At 42.0% G+C, this 17,485-nt stretch carries 19 protein-coding genes; 6 read left to right on the top strand and 13 right to left on the bottom strand.

Translation table 11 applies throughout. The features are described 5' to 3' along the window. Position 1: 1 nt before the first annotated feature. The 3 genes from ACE3PQ_RS00510 to ACE3PQ_RS00500 all read right to left on the bottom strand — a co-directional run bounded on the left by ACE3PQ_RS00510 (position 2) and on the right by ACE3PQ_RS00500 (position 2,728). Positions 2-727 carry a BON domain-containing protein gene (locus ACE3PQ_RS00510; protein WP_374294214.1) on the bottom strand — a complete coding sequence of 242 codons (726 nt, stop codon included), beginning with the start codon at positions 725-727 and terminating at the stop codon, positions 2-4. 401 nt (positions 728-1,128) lie between these two features. Next, complete coding sequence (locus ACE3PQ_RS00505) at positions 1,129-1,656, bottom strand: YraN family protein (RefSeq protein WP_374294198.1); 528 nt, start codon at positions 1,654-1,656, stop codon at positions 1,129-1,131. Between the two features lie 91 nt (positions 1,657-1,747). Beyond that, positions 1,748-2,728 (bottom strand): penicillin-binding protein activator, encoded by a 981-nt coding sequence (locus ACE3PQ_RS00500; protein ID WP_374294195.1) that lies wholly within the window; start codon positions 2,726-2,728, stop codon positions 1,748-1,750. 13 nt (positions 2,729-2,741) lie between these two features. Between ACE3PQ_RS00500 and rsmI the strand changes: the two genes are divergently transcribed. Continuing rightward, positions 2,742-3,581, top strand: coding sequence for a 16S rRNA (cytidine(1402)-2'-O)-methyltransferase (gene rsmI, locus ACE3PQ_RS00495; RefSeq protein WP_374294193.1), 840 nt, complete (start codon positions 2,742-2,744; stop codon positions 3,579-3,581). 73 nt (positions 3,582-3,654) lie between these two features. Here the strand turns inward: rsmI and ACE3PQ_RS00490 are convergent, their stop codons facing one another. The 5 genes from ACE3PQ_RS00490 to mnmG form a co-directional block, all read right to left on the bottom strand. Beyond that, complete coding sequence (locus ACE3PQ_RS00490) at positions 3,655-4,437, bottom strand: DUF4377 domain-containing protein (protein WP_374294191.1); 783 nt, start codon at positions 4,435-4,437, stop codon at positions 3,655-3,657. 283 nt (positions 4,438-4,720) lie between these two features. Then, the gene (locus ACE3PQ_RS00485) at positions 4,721-5,494 is read right to left on the bottom strand and encodes a class III extradiol ring-cleavage dioxygenase (protein ID WP_374294212.1); all 774 of its coding nucleotides are present in this window, start codon (positions 5,492-5,494) and stop codon (positions 4,721-4,723) included. A gap of 195 nt (positions 5,495-5,689) precedes the next feature. Continuing rightward, positions 5,690-6,265, bottom strand: a complete 576-nt coding sequence (gene rnhB, locus ACE3PQ_RS00480) for a ribonuclease HII (RefSeq protein ID WP_374294190.1) — start codon at positions 6,263-6,265, stop codon at positions 5,690-5,692. A gap of 103 nt (positions 6,266-6,368) precedes the next feature. Then, positions 6,369-6,761 (bottom strand): hypothetical protein, encoded by a 393-nt coding sequence (locus ACE3PQ_RS00475; protein WP_374294188.1) that lies wholly within the window; start codon positions 6,759-6,761, stop codon positions 6,369-6,371. Between the two features lie 64 nt (positions 6,762-6,825). Further along, positions 6,826-8,706 (bottom strand): tRNA uridine-5-carboxymethylaminomethyl(34) synthesis enzyme MnmG, encoded by a 1,881-nt coding sequence (gene mnmG, locus ACE3PQ_RS00470; protein ID WP_374294186.1) that lies wholly within the window; start codon positions 8,704-8,706, stop codon positions 6,826-6,828. Between the two features lie 254 nt (positions 8,707-8,960). Between mnmG and ACE3PQ_RS00465 the strand changes: the two genes are divergently transcribed. The 3 genes from ACE3PQ_RS00465 (at position 8,961) to rsmD (ending at position 12,181) form a co-directional block, all read left to right on the top strand. Continuing rightward, entirely contained in the window at positions 8,961-9,386 is a 426-nt protein-coding gene (locus ACE3PQ_RS00465) for a hypothetical protein (protein WP_374294184.1), read from the top strand. Between the two features lie 209 nt (positions 9,387-9,595). Further along, complete coding sequence (gene mrdA, locus ACE3PQ_RS00460) at positions 9,596-11,608, top strand: penicillin-binding protein 2 (protein WP_374294182.1); 2,013 nt, start codon at positions 9,596-9,598, stop codon at positions 11,606-11,608. A gap of 24 nt (positions 11,609-11,632) precedes the next feature. After that, the gene (rsmD, locus tag ACE3PQ_RS00455) at positions 11,633-12,181 is read left to right on the top strand and encodes a 16S rRNA (guanine(966)-N(2))-methyltransferase RsmD (protein ID WP_374294180.1); all 549 of its coding nucleotides are present in this window, start codon (positions 11,633-11,635) and stop codon (positions 12,179-12,181) included. A 17-nt stretch (positions 12,182-12,198) separates the two neighbouring features. Here the strand turns inward: rsmD and ACE3PQ_RS00450 are convergent, their stop codons facing one another. The 5 genes from ACE3PQ_RS00450 to gspE all read right to left on the bottom strand — a co-directional run bounded on the left by ACE3PQ_RS00450 (position 12,199) and on the right by gspE (position 15,483). After that, entirely contained in the window at positions 12,199-12,603 is a 405-nt protein-coding gene (locus tag ACE3PQ_RS00450) for a hypothetical protein (RefSeq protein WP_374294178.1), read from the bottom strand. Between the two features lie 95 nt (positions 12,604-12,698). Next, positions 12,699-13,004 (bottom strand): type II toxin-antitoxin system RelE/ParE family toxin, encoded by a 306-nt coding sequence (locus ACE3PQ_RS00445; RefSeq protein WP_374294177.1) that lies wholly within the window; start codon positions 13,002-13,004, stop codon positions 12,699-12,701. Continuing rightward, positions 13,001-13,258 carry a type II toxin-antitoxin system ParD family antitoxin gene (locus ACE3PQ_RS00440; protein ID WP_374294175.1) on the bottom strand — a complete coding sequence of 86 codons (258 nt, stop codon included), beginning with the start codon at positions 13,256-13,258 and terminating at the stop codon, positions 13,001-13,003. The genes ACE3PQ_RS00445 and ACE3PQ_RS00440 overlap by 4 nt, the downstream gene beginning before the upstream one ends. Positions 13,259-13,514: 256 nt before the next feature. Continuing rightward, on the bottom strand, positions 13,515-13,919 hold the full coding sequence (locus ACE3PQ_RS00435; RefSeq protein WP_374294173.1) for a hypothetical protein: 405 nt from the start codon (positions 13,917-13,919) through the stop codon (positions 13,515-13,517). Between the two features lie 88 nt (positions 13,920-14,007). Beyond that, the gene (gspE, locus tag ACE3PQ_RS00430) at positions 14,008-15,483 is read right to left on the bottom strand and encodes a type II secretion system ATPase GspE (protein WP_374294171.1); all 1,476 of its coding nucleotides are present in this window, start codon (positions 15,481-15,483) and stop codon (positions 14,008-14,010) included. A 163-nt stretch (positions 15,484-15,646) separates the two neighbouring features. Between gspE and ACE3PQ_RS00425 the strand changes: the two genes are divergently transcribed. After that, a complete protein-coding gene (locus ACE3PQ_RS00425) occupies positions 15,647-16,468 on the top strand; it encodes a hypothetical protein (RefSeq protein WP_374294169.1) in 822 nt (273 codons plus the stop codon). Between the two features lie 72 nt (positions 16,469-16,540). Next, positions 16,541-17,467 (top strand): mechanosensitive ion channel family protein, encoded by a 927-nt coding sequence (locus ACE3PQ_RS00420; protein WP_374294167.1) that lies wholly within the window; start codon positions 16,541-16,543, stop codon positions 17,465-17,467. Positions 17,468-17,485: the final 18 nt, after the last annotated feature.

Genomic DNA, 17,485 nt, shown 5'->3' with positions numbered 1-17,485 from the left:
CTTAAGGCTCTGTACTCACAGGTTGAGTTGATGGCTCCGCTTCATTGGGGTCTATCGCTACTGGCGTTGTATCTTCTGCCAAAGGCATTGTCGTTGCACCAAGACCAACACCAACAGCCTGTATACCATTTGTAGTTGCATCATTACTGCCATAGCTATTCGAAGAACTTAAACTTTGCTGATTTGCAGTCAACTCAAGCGGATCAATGAGTGTCACGATCTTTGTCACATTGCCTACATTCTGTAAGACTTGTTGCAAATCGGCAGATTCTGATTGATTCAGACGTCCCATGACATAGAGCACCGCATCTTCGGTATGTACCAAAACTTTACTATCACTGATCACAGGTGCACGAACAATCAAACCTTTGGTATTTGCCGTAACAGCCAAGTCTTGCATGATCGTGCTGTAGCTTGCTTGGTTGCCCACGGTGATAAAGTTATGAATCGTTTTGACATCGCTCATCGCTTTGAGATTGTCTTCTGCCAATTGTTTCAAATGTGCATCAGGCACCTGACCAGTCAACAGCACACTGCTGTGAAAGCTATTGATATTGACACGAGATTGTTTAAAGCGTGGATCAAGCTTGTACATGTTGATCTTCGCTGTGCGTTCAATCGACTTATCAATCACCACTTGACCAATACTTCGCTCACCAGACAAAGTACCGACCGTGTCCGAAGTATTACTTGCGATAAATGACGCACATCCACTGCCTAGTCCCATCGCCACTGTTAAAGCCAAAATGGTTATTACTTTCACCGAAAACTCCTTCGCGTACTATTCTTACAACACAATGTATAACTGTAGAATTTACAGCCAAAAAAACGACTGATCAATCAAAATATATTTTTAAACATACTAGGGTCTGTTGACATTTCAATCATGCATTGCGTTATCCGCTAAAACTACAGAAACAAGGCATGAAACAGGGAATGGTTACTCCCTTGCCAAGTTTCATAACGAAGTTTATGGCAGTTTTAGCGATAATCCTTCGGAACAAGGGTGTTTTTTGACGCTCCGTCGTTAGTAATGAGTCATTTAGAATGACTAAATTTTCTCATTCCTGCCTAGTATCGCCTAAAAAACACCCGTTGTCGCAAGCATCTGTGAAATGCCAACAGACCCTAACTTAAATATGCCTGTTGAATCCAATTCACTTGCACTTTTTCGACACTCATTTCAAGTTCAACTACTGTGTCAATGGCTGCTTTTTTAGCCATGATGATTTGCTTGGATTCCTTGTCTAATCTAGCCAATTGCACATCGGATTGCAGTAACTTTTTGTCATCATCATGATCATTTTGAATATTCGCCTGTCGTCGTATTTTTTCAATGACAGATTGGGGATAACGCAATGCGAACACATCAAAACGACAGTCTACATGTTCAAATTCTGCATATCTTTGCAAGAAGCACTGAGCCGTCTGAATCGTTTTCTCCTGTTTGCGGAGATCGACACTTTCCTCAGCAGATGTCCAACTCGTTTCTGCCCTCGCCCGCACTTCGATAAAACACAGACAGTTTCCATCTTGCATGATCAAATCAATTTCCCCATAACGACTATGAAAATTCCGCTGTATCAATTGCAAGTTTTGAGTTTGCAAATACTCTAATGCGTAGTCTTCAGCCCATTGCCCGATGAGTTTTTGCAATGTTTTCGCATTTATTTTATGGGTTTGATCACGCATTGAAAATTTAATTCAACTTTAAAGAAAAAAATAAATAAGGGATAAGCTTAGGAAGTTATAGCACTTTTTGCGTATCGCCTTGCGATTGGAAGCATTGCGGTGATCTGGACAAGATCGAATCCACGATACGTATCTGACCAGTGCGTCCTTGAAATTGAATCGTCTGATTACCTTTACGCTTCAACAATTCATCACTGATTTGCCATGCATCTGCACCAAATGCAATCAAGCGTTGATACGGAATCACCACAGGTTTTTGTTTATAAGCTTCGATCACGTCAGCCCATTGATGCGTGTAAATCGCTGGCGTGTCGCAGTACACCATACCTTTGGCAATTCGAAATTTTTCTTCGATCGCATACGGTAGCGTATAAATATTTTTCTTCGGCAAATGATCTTGTTGGCTCAACCACTTTCCTGAGCCGAGTAAGAGCACGCCTTGCTTATCACGATTGAAAAATGGCAATTTACTCTTTAGATCAAGCTTAGTTTGCACTTGCATTTTGTCACCCCAAAGTTTTTGCATCGCATCATAAAAACTTTGCGTTTGCGCAATACTGTTTGGGTCACGTAATACCACGAGCTGATCAACGCCATCCCATTGCATACGCTTGGTCAATGCCTGTGCATCTTCATCTTTGGACAAGGCAAATTGAAATACAGATTTGGCTTGCTTGTCGATTTGATTAAGTGCCAAAGTTTGAATTTTCGGCTTGGCAGATACAAGCTCCTCAACATTGTTTTTATCCAAAGGACCAATTACCAGTTGCGTCGATTTACCCACATGTTGTTTGAGTATCTTAGAGATGTCCTTTTTATACACATCGACAAAATGAAACTTATATTTTTCATTCGCATTATGGTTGGCTTGAACCAAGCCACGTTTAATACTGTCACTTGCACTCGCCATCGGGCCAGTTTCGGGTAGAATAACCAAAATCTCTGCATGCGCCACAGTGGTGATCATCACACCTGACAACATGGCAAGATTGGTTGTTAGCACAGCGCCATATCTGCCAAAATTTTTCTTAAACATGGAGTTTTCCTGTATGAGTGCTCAATTATTCGTCGTTGCAACCCCGATTGGGCACTTAGATGACATGACTTACCGTGCCATCAACGTTCTTGAATCTGTTTCTCTCATCGCAGCGGAAGATACGAGGCAGTCAGCTCCGCTACTCAAGCATTATAACATCACGACACCATTGACTGCTGTTCATGATCATAATGAAGATCACAAGATCAATTCAATGATTGAAAAGTTACAAAATGGTGAAAATATCGCATTAATTAGCGATGCAGGCACACCACTGATTAGCGACCCAGGATTTCGACTCGTTCGTGCAGCACAGCAAGCAGGCATTCGGGTGACACCTATTCCGGGTGCTTGTGCTGCGATTGCCGCACTATCGAGTGTTGGTTTACCAAGTGATCGCTTTTTATTCGTTGGTTTTTTGCCATCTAAAGCTAGTCAACGCCAAGGACAACTCGAACAACTCAAAGATCATAGTGAAACCTTGATCATCTATGAAGCACCACATCGTATCGTTGATTGTTTAAGTGATATTCAAGCGATTTTCGGAGCTGATCGTCGCATTGGTTTTGCACGTGAAATCACCAAAACTTTTGAAACCATCGTGCAAAAAACTGTTGGTGAGTTACTCGAATGGGTCAAAGCGGATCATCATCAACAAAAAGGTGAAATGGTCTTAGTCATCGCAGGCAATCCAAATGAAGTCGATCTAGAACCGCAAAAAGTCGATCAGCTCCTCACTCGTCTTTTACAAGATTTAAGTATTAAAGCAGCTTCACAGCTTGCCGCTGATCTGACTGGGCTGAAGAAGAAAGCTTTGTATCAACGTGCTTTAGAGCTTCAAGATAAAATTTAATCTTCCATTTAAAAAGCCAAATCAGATGATTTGGCTTTTGTCTAGATAATGCAATTACAAAGTAAAATTCAAATTATTTGACCTGCTCTGCTTCGACCGTTAAATCATGTACATAGGCATATTTCGACTGATCTGCCGCAGGATTGGTGCGGGTAAAGCGTTTTACACGGATAATATTTCGAATGCCTTCTTGATGTTGATAACCTTCAATTTGGCTATAAAAATTTGACCATTCATCGACTGCAACTTTTTTACCATCATCATATTTAATTTCACGAACTTGCAGACATTGCATCGGCGCAACGCCTACACAAGCTTTTGTTTCAGGTGCAATTTCTAAAAATTGAATCTCAGCCTGACCTTTATATTTCATTTCTGCGGTTGGCTCACCTGTAAAGCGCAGTTTTTGACCGTCAGCCGTCGTTAAAATCAAAACTGGTTGATTCAAATTTGCCAAGTCCAACTCGTATGGCACATCACGATTGGCAAATAGCTTTCCTGCCATTTGCTCTTGCTTCATGATAGATGGCTCACAAGCTTTCATCGTACTAATGACATTGCCCGCTTTGATCACTTTATCATCGACTTGTATATCTGTGCCCATACCATTACAACCTGCATCTATACCAACACGCCCATCTTGGAAGTTTAGAATGATTGGTTTTGGCATATTGGTCGTTTGATACGTCCACACGTAGGATTGCAACAGTTGCGCTTTGGTTTGCATCATCTGCGCCTCCTGCATTGATGAGTTGTTATTCTTCGCTTCGGTCTCCGTTTGCGACCTAGACTGACATGCAGTTAAAGTGGCTACAAATGACAATGCCAACGCAGAAAAAATTAAACGCTGTTTCATGTCGAATTTCCCTCAAAATTTTATTGGCACTAGCATAGCGAAAAATTAAGGGCAGACTTGCAAGGATTGTTTAAAAGCTGAAACAGTGTGTAATCATTTCATAAACTGCCCTTGCTAACACGACATCAAATGATGGCTTAAAAACTTATCCGCTAAACGAATGGAAATAGTCGAAGAAACCTATTCTGATACAAGTTTCTGATACAAGGCAACCGAACGAAGGTGTACACATGTTACTTCAAGTGAGGTTAACGCATTAGCAGATTCAAGTTATTTGACTTCCTCAATCGAAACGATAAATATCCATGCCTAATGCTCCCATACTAAAACTGGAATGCACCAAACTCATTCTCGACCCTGTTCCCATCGCGAAAAATAAAGGTGCAAAATGCTCAGTCGTTGGGTGATTTCGGCGCAAATGCGGTAAATTTTTCCAATCCAAAACTGATTCGTAGTCACCTGATTGCAAATACTGCGCTACGGTATTGCGAAATTCACTCGCCCATTCAGGCACGTCAGCATCGTCTGACCAACTCAGTTCTGCAAGATTGTGCGTAATACTGCCTGAGCCTATGAGTAACACTTGACGCTCACGAAGCACTGCCAAAGCCTGCCCCATGTCATAGAGCTGTTTCGCCGTATAAAAACGTGGCAATGACAATTGAATGGCAGGAATATCTGCCTCAGGATACATATGCAACAAAGGCATCCATACGCCATGATCACGTGGACGCATCGCATTGGCATGTGCATCAAAGCCAGCCTGTTGTAGTAGTGAAATGATTTCTTCGGCAAGCACTGGTTCACCAGCGGCAGGATATTGGATTTTATACAGCTCTTCAGGAAAGCCACGAAAATCATGCCACGTCTTTGGACGCACTGCTGTGCTGACTTCGAGTGCATCATCTTCCCAATGTGCAGAAAGCACCACGATCGCTTCAGGCTTCGGTAGATTGAAACGAATCCGCTCAAGTGCAGGACCGACCTGTCCCGCTTCAATGGCGAGCATCGGCGAACCATGTGAAATAAACAAGCCAGGCAAAGTGTTCATGATGATTCCTAAATAATTGAGTGATCAATACAGTGCAATTTCATGCGATGTTGTGTGGATGTAGTACGAATGTCGCAAACATCGTAAGATCATTATTATTATGCAATTTTAAAATATCGTATAGGCTGATTATCTTGTCACAGCGTTGCATTTTTAAAACGGTTTTAAATCCTCAACAACTTCTGCACCTTAAACCGTAAATCACAGATCTAAGATTTGTCGAATTGGCTTATAACTACGGCGATGTTGTGCTAAGACGCCGTGTGCTTCGATCGCTTCTAAATGCGCTTTGGTTGGATAACCATTATGTTTTGCAAAACCATAAGCAGGATATTTAGCATCAAGCGCCTGCATCTGACGATCTCGAGCAACTTTTGCCAAGATACTGGCTGCACTAATCTCTTGATACAAAGCATCACCACCAACCACAGCTTCACAAGGCAAGCTTAAATCAGGACAACGGTTGCCATCTATTCGCACCAAATCCGCTTGTACCTTTAGCCCTGCAACTGCACGTTGCATCGCAAGCATGGTTGCTTGCAAAATATTGATCTCATCTATTTCTTCATGACTGGCTTCAGCGATCGACCATGCCAGTGCCTTTTGCTGAATTTCTTCAAAGAGCTTCTCACGTTTTTTTGCAGTGAGTTTTTTGGAATCGTTCAATCCTTCAATCGGCTGATTGGGATCTAAAATGACCGCCGCAGCGACGACTGAGCCAATCAATGGTCCACGCCCTGCTTCGTCTACACCTGCAATCAATTGAATTTGTGTCATGTTTTTCTCTTACAACTTAGATTTGAAATGAAATAATTGCCATAAAAAAAGCGAAATACATCATCAATGATATTTCGCCTTTTAGATTTATAGTGTTCAGATTTTATTTCTTAACAAACTCTGAGTAACACGCCGTCAACGTCTTCGCCACTGTATTGGCAACGATCTGTGCTCGTGCATTTTGATCTATCGCCGCAGTCGCCAAATCTACAGCAGTGACATTTTGCGGTGCTTTTTCACTGACACAACCACAGATTTTATTTTCCATCGCTGTTTGCTGTTCTGCTGTCATGGTCAAAGCGATTGCACGCCAAGCGTTGTTGCTATTCAGTTCGGTACGGCATTGATTATCTACCGCTGCCTTAAAGATATTTGTACCAATCGTTACTGCTGATCCCGCAGTCGATGTATTTCCTGAAGTTGAAGTTCCAGTCGTTGTGGTACAAGCCACTAAGCTCATTGATAATGCAGCAACTGCAATGAAAGCCTTTTTCATCACTATTTCCTTAATTTGTCATGAAATTTTTAAAAACGATTTCAAAATGTTTTTGCGCTAGCAATTATGCCGACTTTTTCGTCATGGCATTTTTACGAATTGTAATCATCACCAATTGTACTGCCGCAGGTGTAACACCCGGAATACGACCCGCTTGAGCTAAGGTTTCAGGACGTACCGTATTGAGCTTTTGCGTGATCTCACGAGATAGACCCGACACGATGTCATAATCAAAATCACTTGGAATTTGCGTTTCTTCCAAGCGTTTCATCTGCGCCACATCTTCATGCTGACGACTGATATAACCTTGATATTTCACGGCAATTTCGATCTGATCACCGACTTGTGCAGACACTTCTGAATCAGTAAGCTCGGCAATTTGGGCAAAATTAATATTTGGACGTTTTAATAAATCAATCGCAGAGCATTCTTTAGATAAATCTGCACCTGTCATTTCGACAAACTTTTTACCCATTGGGTTATTTGGCGCAGCCCATAGATGTTGAAGACGTGCTGTTTCACTCTCTACGGCTTCCATTTTTTCACAGTAGGCATTCCAACGTGCATCATCAACTAAGCCAAGCTCACGACCAATCTTCGTCAGACGTTGATCGGCATTGTCTTCACGGAGCATCAGACGATATTCGGCACGTGAAGTAAACATACGATACGGTTCTTTTGTACCGAGTGTGATCAAGTCATCGACCAATACACCAATATAGGCTTCGTCACGTTTTGGCGTCCATTGTTCTTGATCCCAAGCACGACGTGCAGCGTTCAAACCTGCAAGTAAACCTTGTGCGCCCGCCTCTTCATAACCTGTAGTGCCGTTAATCTGACCTGCAAAGTAAAGATTATTGATGGCTTTGGTTTCCAAGGTGAATTTTAAGGCTTGCGGATTGAAATAGTCATATTCGATGGCATAACCCGGACGCAGAATATGCGCATTTTCCATACCTTTGATTGAACGCACCAATTCAAATTGAACATCAAAAGGCAATGAGGTCGAAATACCGTTCGGATACAACTCATGCGTATCCAAGCCTTCGGGCTCGATAAAGACTTGATGTGAATCTTTGTCGGCAAAACGGTGAATTTTATCTTCAATCGACGGACAGTAACGCGGTCCAACACCTTCGATCACACCGGTATACATCGGTGAACGATCTAGTCCATTGCGAATAATGTCATGGGTTTTTTCATTGGTATGGGTAATATGGCAATTGACCTGTTCAGGGTGCATCGACACATCACCCATGAACGACATGGTCGGCGATGGGAAATCACCCGGCTGTGCGGTCATCACCGAGAAATCAACTGATCGTGCATCGATACGTGGTGGTGTACCTGTTTTTAAGCGACCAACGGGAAGATTTAATTCACGTAAACGATTAGCCAGCGCAATCGACGGCGGATCACCTGCACGACCACCGCTAGATTTTTCCAGTCCAATATGAATTACACCACCCAAGAATGTGCCTGTAGTCAGCACCACCGTTTTACATACAAAGCGCACGCCCATCTGCGTGACGACGCCTTTGACGGTATCGCCTTCAACGATCAAATCATCAGCGGCTTGTTGAAAGATATCAAGATTCGCTTGATTTTCTAGAGTATGACGAATGGCAGCTTTATAGCGCACACGATCGGCTTGGGCCCGTGTGGCACGTACCGCAGCACCTTTACGAGAGTTTAAGATACGGAATTGAATGCCGCCTTTATCCGCCGCCAACGCCATTGCACCGCCAAGCGCATCAATCTCACGAACAAGGTGTGACTTGCCAATACCACCAATCGCTGGATTACAGCTCATCTGCCCCAAAGTTTCGATATTGTGCGTCAGCAACAAAGTCTGTCGCCCCATACGTGCCGCAGCAAGTGCCGCTTCGGTACCTGCGTGACCGCCACCGATAACAATGACATCGTAAACTTTAGGATAGTGCATGGCTAGAACATACCAAGAAAATAGGACGAAATATTATAACAAAAAAACCGAAGCAAAAAAATGCACAACCGACGTCTACTTTTCTCATGATTTTTATGCGTTTCTTCACGAGCACATTACATATTTTGACAAACTGTTGCACGAAGCCTTAGAAAAAACAATTCACAATGAAATGCTTAGCAGTAATATGGTTGAAGTAAATCAACTTTAAGATGATTTGGCAGTTTCACTGCATTAAAAAGAGGAAGTGAATAATGAACAATTTAATCAAAGCATTATCTGTATCAGCTTTGTGTATGACAGCTTTTGGCGTCGTCCATGCAGCAGATGCACACGAGAAAAAACAAATTTCTGTCTGTAAGAGCAAATCTGAAGGTACACCTGTGACTTATGCTTACAAAGGTGTGATTTATAATGGTACATGTCAGCCTGCGGATGATGGTAAGTTAAAATTTCAACCACCAATGCCACCTGCGAACGCGCCTGCACCAGTGAGTACGCCATTACAAATGCAGGAAAATCAGTCTGCACCGCAACCAATCTCTGCACCACCAATGCCATCTGCACCACCTGCGATGAACACTCATCCAGCAGTCGCACCACAGGCTATGCCGGCGGATATGGAGCAACCTGATGCAGAAGCAGTAGACGATGTAGATGCACCAAACATTGAGTCTTAATTTGATATTCAGATCGGTTAGTTAAAAGCACAGCACCACTGTTGTGCTTTTTTATCTGTGGTTGAAAATCGAGTTCTATCAAATATCATTTTTCAAATTTGATGACTAAGCTAGGCATTAGAACAGCTTGGTTTTAGAACCACTCAAAAATGCTATACCCTGTTTGCACAATTGGTTAGAATACGCCTGTAGCTATATTCTGATTCCTCATGCCGAAATCCAAACACCCCACGCAAATCAAGAACATCCAACTTGAGCAGAAGATTTTTCGCCATCGCATCTTTTTTGCTGTGGCGGTTGTGGCGTTCTTTTTTTTGGTGTTAATGGCACGTTATGGCTATTTGCAATTACAACAGCATGAGCACTTTCAAACTGAATCCGATAATAACCGTATTCGTTTGCAAGCCCTCCCTCCTGCTCGTGGCTTTATTTACGATCGTAATGGGATTTTACTCGCTGATAATTATCCAGTCTTTTCTGCCGTGATCACTCGTGCTGATATCGAAGATGTGGATACAACGATCCGTCGCCTCACTCCTGTATTAAGCTTAAGCCCTGAAGATATTGAGCAATTTGGCAAACGTGCTAAAACTGCTCGCAAAACAGAAGTCTTAACGCTCAAACTGAATTTGACTGAAACAGACATTGCCAAGTTTAGTGAGTTAAAACAAGAATTCCCCGGCGTGCGTATCGAAACCCAAATGACTCGCTACTATCCACATGGTGACTTGTTTGCGCATGTGATTGGCTATGTTGGTCGCATTAATGATCGTGAACTAAAAAGCATCGACAAAGAGCTGTATGCAGGCACCAACTTAATCGGCAAAATCGGCGTAGAAAAATCTTATGAAGATTTGCTACATGGTTTGCCCGGTCATGAGTCGGTCGAAGCCGATGCGCACAGCAATGTATTACGTCATCTCGGACGTACCGAAGCAACTCGTGGTAATGACTTATATCTTTCCTTAGATTATGGCTTGCAAATGGTCGCCGCTGAACAAATGGTCGATAAGCGTGGTGCAATCGTTGCGATGGATCCTAATACTGGGGAAATCCTTGCACTGGTATCGAGCCCAAGCTTTAATCCAAATCTATTCGTGACTGGGATTAGCCATACAGACTACCGAGCACTGAGCGACAATCCAGATCAACCGCTGTATAACCGGGCTGTGCAAGGTGTCTACCCACCCGGATCGACCATCAAACCAATGGCAGCGATGGGCGGATTACACTACAAAATTATTGATTGGAATACACGAATTTCTGATCCTGGATACTTCCATCTACCAGGCGATAGCCATCGCTTTCGTGACTGGAGAAAGTCAGGTCATGGCGTCGTAGATATCACCAAATCTATTGCGATCTCTTGTGACACTTTCTTCTACATTCTTGCCTATCAAATGGGTATCAATCGTATGCACGACTGGATGACCCAATTTGGCTTTGGCGCAAAGACAGGTATCGACCTGCCAAGTGAAAACTCAGGACTCTACCCTTCACCTGAGTGGAAAATGCGAACTCGTGGCAAAGCATGGTCACGTGGTGAAACTATCTCGGTAAGTATCGGACAAGGTGCATTTACCGCTTCACCACTACAGCTTGCAATGGCAACGGCAATCACCGCAAACTACGGACAGCATGTCAAACCACACGTTTTACGTGAAACTAAAGGTGAAAAAGTCCTGGAAATACACAATGGTACCAATGGCAAAATCAACTTTAGCGGTACACGAGAAGACTGGGAAAAGATGCACCATGCAATGGAAGCAGTGATCCAAAGTGGTACTGGTCGTGGTATCAAAAGCTATAACTACAGCATCGCAGGAAAAACTGGAACGGCTCAAGTCGTCAGTATTGCACAAGGCAAAAGCTATAATGAAGCCGCTTTAAAAGAGCGTCAACGTGATCATGGACTCTTCGTCGGCTTTGCGCCTGCGGATAATCCAAAGATCGCCGTGGCTGTAGTATGGGAAAATGGTAAGCACGGTGGTTCAGCAGCACAGCTTGCTCGTCCGTTAATGGATTATTGGCTGCTAAAACGTGAGAAAGAGCCAATTATCCCTGCGAATGTCCATATCAATGCAGGACTGATGACCGCAGGTATCAAACCCGGTGAACTACCAACGGATAGTGCGCAAGAGAATACAAACACAGTAGTGGCTCAATCGGCGGGCACGTCCAACGCGACGCAACCGATACCTCGTACCATCACGGCACACTAGATAAAAGATTAGATGAAAATTCAGATGAAAAATCAGCTTCGTATCATTGGTGGTGTACACAAGCGTCGTCAGCTCGCTTTTGCAAATATTGAGGGCTTACGTCCGACACCCGATCGTTTACGTGAAACATTATTCAACTGGTTGATGTGGGATATCGAAGGCGCAAAAGTGCTTGATCCCTGTGCTGGCTCTGGTGCGTTGTCTTTTGAAGCATTATCACGTGGTGCAAAGTCTGTACATCTGATCGAGCCAAACTTAGAACAAGTGAAATTTCTCAAGCAGAATCTTACTTTACTCAATATCGAGAATGCCAAAGTCTATGCTTCTACAGCGCAACAGGCTTTAGCAAAAATCAATGAATCATTTGATGTGTTGTTTCTTGATCCGCCCTATGCGCTCAATCTTTGGGAAGAACTCTCAAAACTTGTAGATGAAAAGCTCAATGAAAATGCTTTGATCTATGTAGAGGCAGATCGTCTGCTTGAAAATTTAAACCTACCTAAGAGTTGGCAACAGATAAAAAATAATAAGGTGGGAATTATCTATGCAGGGTTATATCGGAAAATTATTTGATGAATCAACAAAGTAAACTACTTGATATAATCATATAAAAATATCTTTTTCATCACGTAAAGATCAATTTTTATATATTTCACAGTATGACAACCATACTGATCCGCCCTTATATCCTTATAAAACTCTCTTTGTTTGAAATTAAATGGAAACTTTTTACTAGTTATGAAGTTATCTTCAATCGTAGTCCCATCAATATTTAAATAATAGCCTACTCCATATTTCTCTTTAAACTCACCACGATAATAAGCACATCCCTCAATAATATTGGATTGATCTTTTGCTTTGTATATAGCAATTTTTTGGAATCCCCAAATACTCATATAAAAACTTAGAAACATTAGAGAAATTACTCCCCAAACGATGATACTGTAGTAAATCGGCTTTTCTTTGAGATAGTCATAATAGTTATTTAAAGTCATGCCTTTAAAAATCCAAAAGTAATCTAATACATGCTAATTTAGTTTAAGTTGTTAAAGTCGAATCAAGCAAAGCATTATAATTTACTCCTCTTGCGTCACTCGCAAGACTTTTGCTCAAATAAAGTCGCATAATCAACTGCCGAATTTAGCACACGAATAATAAAGATACTCTCGTTTTCAACAGTAAAAAATATTGAATAGTTTTGATATATCCGTCTGCGTACTCCAAATTCTGCTAGCTCATCAACAATTTGAAATGCCTTAGGCATATCGCCGATGGATAGACATTTTTGCTCTAGTTCATCAGTGAATGAAAACGCCCTATCAGGATTGTCTTGTGCAATGAAAACAGCAATGTGCAACAAATCTGCCTTAGCTTTTGCTGAAAATTGAATTTTCATTGTTTCTCTTGAATAGTAGCTTGAATGCGTTCTCGCATTGCGCCAAAAACATCTTCAGCAGAATGTGTTCGTCCTGCTTCAATGTCAGCCATTCCTTGCATAATTAACGCTTTGAGTGCTTCTTGCTGAGTTTCTCGCTCTTGGATCATACGTACGCCTTCACGTAGCACTTCACTTTTTGAACCGTACCGACCTGATGAAACCAACTCTTGTACATAGCTTTCAAGCGGCTTTCCTAATTCTGCACTAATCATTTTCTTTGACCTTTACTTGATAATAATTCATAAAATTTTATCAACTGTTATTAAGTAGTGCAAATAAAAACCACCTGAGAAATGTGTTTCTCAAGTAGCGATTTTAAATTGCCTTGTTCCGTGCTTGTAGATCGGAATGCCAAACGATTGACGATCTGATCCTAACAAAATCCTGACATCCACACATCGACCTGTTTGGGATTCGACCACACAGCGGTGGAATCAGACAAATAGTTTAATGAATTAACAAGACAAACTACTTGAGGTAATCATATAAAAATATCTTTTTCGTTACGTAAAGATCAATTTTTATATATTTTACTGTATGGCATCCAAAGTGATCCGCATTAATATCTTTGTAAAACTCTCTTTTTTTGATATTAAATGGAAATTTTTTACTAGTTATAAGATCATCTTTAATCGTAGTACCACCAATATTTAAATAGTATCCTCCTCCATATTTCGTTTTAAACTCACCACGATGATAAGCACATCCCTCAATAATATTGGATTGATCTTTTGCTTTGTATATAGCAATTTTTTCAAAACCCCATATACTCATATAAAAATTTAGAAATATTAGAGAAATTGCTCCCCAAACAATGATACTGTAGTAAATCGGCTTTTCTTTGAGATAATCATAATAGTTATTTAAAGCCATATCTTTATTAATCCAAACTAACAAAGTAATCTTATTCAAACTCATTAGGCTTAACTATTGAAAGCACAATCAAGCAATTTTCTACACATTACTCCTCTTGCGTTACTCGCAAGACTTCTTCCACCGTGGTCTTCCCTGCCAATACTTTTTGCAAACCATCTTGACGGATCGACTGCGCTTGATTTCGAGCATATTGCTCAAGCTCAAACTCAGGCGCATTACCATGAATCAAACGGCGCATTTGCTCATCGACAGGTACGACCTCATAGATCGCTGTACGCCCTGTAAATCCTGACTGATTACATTGATCACAGCCAACAGGATGCGGAAGTTTCAACTCGCTATCGGTAGTTACACCTGAGAATAGCTGGCGTTCAAACTCATCGGCAGGCGCCCAAGTCACACATTGCGAACACAAAGTACGCACCAAACGCTGTGCCACCACACCGATCAACGAGCTAGACAATAGAAATGGCTCAATGCCCATGTCTTTCAATCGAGTGACCGCACCGATCGCTGTATTGGTATGTAGTGTGGAAAGGACTAAGTGACCTGTTAAGGATGCTTGTACAGCAATTTCGGCAGTTTCTAAATCGCGAATCTCACCGACCATCACCACATCAGGATCTTGGCGGAGCATGGCTTTGAGCGCACGGGCAAAGGTCATATCAACCTTTGCATTCACCTGCGTCTGTCCAATCCCCTCAAGCTGATATTCGATCGGATCTTCGGCAGTGAGGATATTTCGGGTATTGTCATTCAAGTCTGAAAGTGCAGCGTATAAGGTCGTGGTTTTCCCCGAACCTGTAGGACCTGTAACGAGAATAATGCCATGCGGACGATGTACCAAATAGCTCAGACGTTCATAGTCATTCGGCATCAAGCCCAGATGGGTCATGTTCAAACGCCCTGCTTGTTTGTCCAAAAGCCGCATCACCACACGCTCGCCATGTGACGATGGCAAGGTCGATACACGCACATCGACTTCTCGCCCTGCAAGACGTAATGAAATACGACCATCTTGCGGAATACGTTTTTCCGCAATATCGAGCTTCGCCATGACTTTGATACGAGAAACCAGTAGCGGTGCAAGCTCACGACGTGGTTGAACAATTTCACGGAGTTGCCCATCGACACGTAAACGTACAGACAGACGTTTTTCAAAGACTTCAATATGAATATCCGACGCATTAACCCTAATCGCTTCGGACAATAGCGCATTGATCAAGCGAATGATTGGCGCATCATCTTCTTGATCCATCAAATCTTCTGTTTCAGGGACTTGATCGGCTAGGCTGAGTAAATCAGGATGATCTTCTAAACCTGCTGCGACTTGTTGTGATTCGCCAGTATCCCCTGCGAATGCCGCACTGAGCATTTTTTGAAAATCTTGTGTGGTGACGATCTGATGTGTAGCCGATTGCCCTAAATAGCGACGAGCTTCTTGCAATGCCTCAATCGGTGTATTTTGGCAACGGATAATCTGCGCATGATCACCGTCATATTTCAACAACACACCATGTCGTTTGGCAAAGCTATACGGTATTTGTATTTGTCTTAGCATCTTGCTCGTCTCAAAATTTCTATTTTTCAAAAATCATATGAATACAAACAGCAGTTTACTTCAAGTATGATATAAGATGAAAGGCTATCGTTGATATTGTGACAAGTTTGTACAATCAATCTTTGTGTAATTTGAATAGCATTGTGAATGTAACTATTTTGATATGACTGAAGACGCAGAAAATACCGCACCTTATCCTAAGTCAAAGACATGGTGGGGTGAATACAAATTCCAACTGAATCAATCACATGCGTGGCGACTTGGTCCACTGTATTTTCGTCTATTTCGTCGTGAAAAAGATTGGCTTGTGGAATATCATCGCCTGCACAAACAGACTGAAATGCGAAAAGATTGGGTAAGGCTCGACGAAGAAACGCAACTGCCTCAACCAAGTAAGTTTGAACGTTTTATGTTTAATCGCAGTAAGGAAAAGTTCTTTCTGATGCCTCGCCTTGCCGATCGTGGCGTGGTGATTAAACCTGTTCAACCGATTCATATTCCTGCGGGTCAACGTGCGACGTTATTTATTAGCACACCTTTATGGCTAGCAGGGATCGTGGAAAATCAAAAAACGCCGATTTTCGATTTCCCTGTTTTTCAAACCAAAGACACTTGGTTCGGGATGAACTATCAAGAAGGTCAAATGTGCTACGCCACGCAAGTTGACGGTACGACCAATCTCGCAGAAATGAGCATTAATCCATTTCGTGCCGTGACACCAATTCACTTCTATAATGATAGTCATCAACAGATGCGTCTTGAACGAATTAATGTTCCTGCACCATCGCTTCCTCTGCTCTATAGTGAAAGTACAGGACGGCTATGGACTTCGGAAATCAAAGTCTATCAAAATGAAGTGGATAAACCGCCACGCATTCGCATCGAATCACGCACACCGCCAATGGCTGAACAGGTTTCATTTATTCAACCTGCACGTTCAGATAGTGCAAGCTTTATCAGTAATATGTTTGAATCCATGTTTTAACAGCCAAGATATTCATGGCATGGCTAAGCTTTAGAAATAGAATTTGGGAATCAGAGAATTTAGGAATTTTGCATGGCAGAACTTCAAATCGTCGAAGAACTTAATAATACGCTCAAAGGTTTTCTCTCTGGGCTGAGTTCAGATCGTTTTCAAGATATGATTTTTGCCCTGATTTTTATCGTGCTTGGATTTTTTGTCGCACGTATCATCAGTAATGGCTTTACTGCAACCATTGGCAAGCGTCTGAATCAACATCAAAAATTGATTTGGCGACGTGGGATTTTCTATTTTATTTTCCTACTTTTTATGATCGCAAGCTTGCGTGAAGCAGGCTTTAAACTCAGCGTTTTTCTAGGTGCCGCAGGGATTTTAACGGTTGCTCTTGGTTTTGCCTCACAGACTTCTGCATCGAACTTGATCAGTGGTTTATTCTTGATCGGAGAAGGTTCATTCGAGGTTGGCGATACCATACAAGTGACCATGATTCGTGGTCATACTATCGAAGGTCAAGTGATCTCGATTGATTTACTTTCGGTCAAACTCCTGACTTTGGATAATATCTTTATTCGTTTGCCGAATGAGCAACTCATTAGAACACCTGTATTTAACTTATCAAAATTCCCTATTCGACGGATTCCGATCACGTTATTTATCAACTTTCATGAGGATATTGTCAAAGTCCGCCAAGTGTTGATTGATGTTGCCGATGCTTATTCTTTGGTACTGGATGAGCCACGTCCGCAGGTCGCAGTGACCGCATTTCGGGAATCGACCATTGAGCTATTGTTCACGGTTTGGACGAAACAGCAGTATTACATCCAAGTGCATGATGAGATTCAGGAACGTGTACGTAATGGCTTTATTGATAATAATATTGAGATTCCAATCCCGAAAATGGGTTTGATTGAGCCTACGCTTAGTGGCAATAGAAGTGAAATCGACGGTAATGATGCTGATGTCGTGACTCGTAATGATTTGAATCATCCACGTTCGACTTAGTTGGTGATCGTAAAATTT

Origin of the sequence: Acinetobacter sp. (assembly GCF_041911495.1) — a bacterium.
Taxonomy (GTDB): domain Bacteria; phylum Pseudomonadota; class Gammaproteobacteria; order Pseudomonadales; family Moraxellaceae; genus Acinetobacter.
This window is presented reverse-complemented; position numbering and strand designations above follow the sequence as displayed.

Bases quoted from the DNA above. Each gene is read 5' to 3' on its own strand.
- ACE3PQ_RS00510 (WP_374294214.1), bottom strand. From the start codon at position 727: ATGGGACTAGGCAGTGGATGTGCGTCATTTATCGCAAGTAATACTTCG.
- ACE3PQ_RS00500 (WP_374294195.1), bottom strand. From the start codon at position 2,728: ATGTTTAAGAAAAATTTTGGCAGATATGGCGCTGTGCTAACAACCAAT.
- rsmI (WP_374294193.1), top strand. From the start codon at position 2,742: ATGAGTGCTCAATTATTCGTCGTTGCAACCCCGATTGGGCACTTAGAT.
- ACE3PQ_RS00490 (WP_374294191.1), bottom strand. From the start codon at position 4,437: ATGAAACAGCGTTTAATTTTTTCTGCGTTGGCATTGTCATTTGTAGCC.
- rnhB (WP_374294190.1), bottom strand. From the start codon at position 6,265: ATGACACAAATTCAATTGATTGCAGGTGTAGACGAAGCAGGGCGTGGA.
- ACE3PQ_RS00475 (WP_374294188.1), bottom strand. From the start codon at position 6,761: ATGAAAAAGGCTTTCATTGCAGTTGCTGCATTATCAATGAGCTTAGTG.
- mnmG (WP_374294186.1), bottom strand. From the start codon at position 8,706: ATGCACTATCCTAAAGTTTACGATGTCATTGTTATCGGTGGCGGTCAC.
- ACE3PQ_RS00465 (WP_374294184.1), top strand. From the start codon at position 8,961: ATGAACAATTTAATCAAAGCATTATCTGTATCAGCTTTGTGTATGACA.
- mrdA (WP_374294182.1), top strand. From the start codon at position 9,596: ATGCCGAAATCCAAACACCCCACGCAAATCAAGAACATCCAACTTGAG.
- rsmD (WP_374294180.1), top strand. From the start codon at position 11,633: ATGAAAAATCAGCTTCGTATCATTGGTGGTGTACACAAGCGTCGTCAG.
- ACE3PQ_RS00450 (WP_374294178.1), bottom strand. From the start codon at position 12,603: ATGACTTTAAATAACTATTATGACTATCTCAAAGAAAAGCCGATTTAC.
- ACE3PQ_RS00445 (WP_374294177.1), bottom strand. From the start codon at position 13,004: ATGAAAATTCAATTTTCAGCAAAAGCTAAGGCAGATTTGTTGCACATT.
- ACE3PQ_RS00440 (WP_374294175.1), bottom strand. From the start codon at position 13,258: ATGATTAGTGCAGAATTAGGAAAGCCGCTTGAAAGCTATGTACAAGAG.
- ACE3PQ_RS00435 (WP_374294173.1), bottom strand. From the start codon at position 13,919: ATGGCTTTAAATAACTATTATGATTATCTCAAAGAAAAGCCGATTTAC.
- gspE (WP_374294171.1), bottom strand. From the start codon at position 15,483: ATGCTAAGACAAATACAAATACCGTATAGCTTTGCCAAACGACATGGT.
- ACE3PQ_RS00425 (WP_374294169.1), top strand. From the start codon at position 15,647: ATGACTGAAGACGCAGAAAATACCGCACCTTATCCTAAGTCAAAGACA.
- ACE3PQ_RS00420 (WP_374294167.1), top strand. From the start codon at position 16,541: ATGGCAGAACTTCAAATCGTCGAAGAACTTAATAATACGCTCAAAGGT.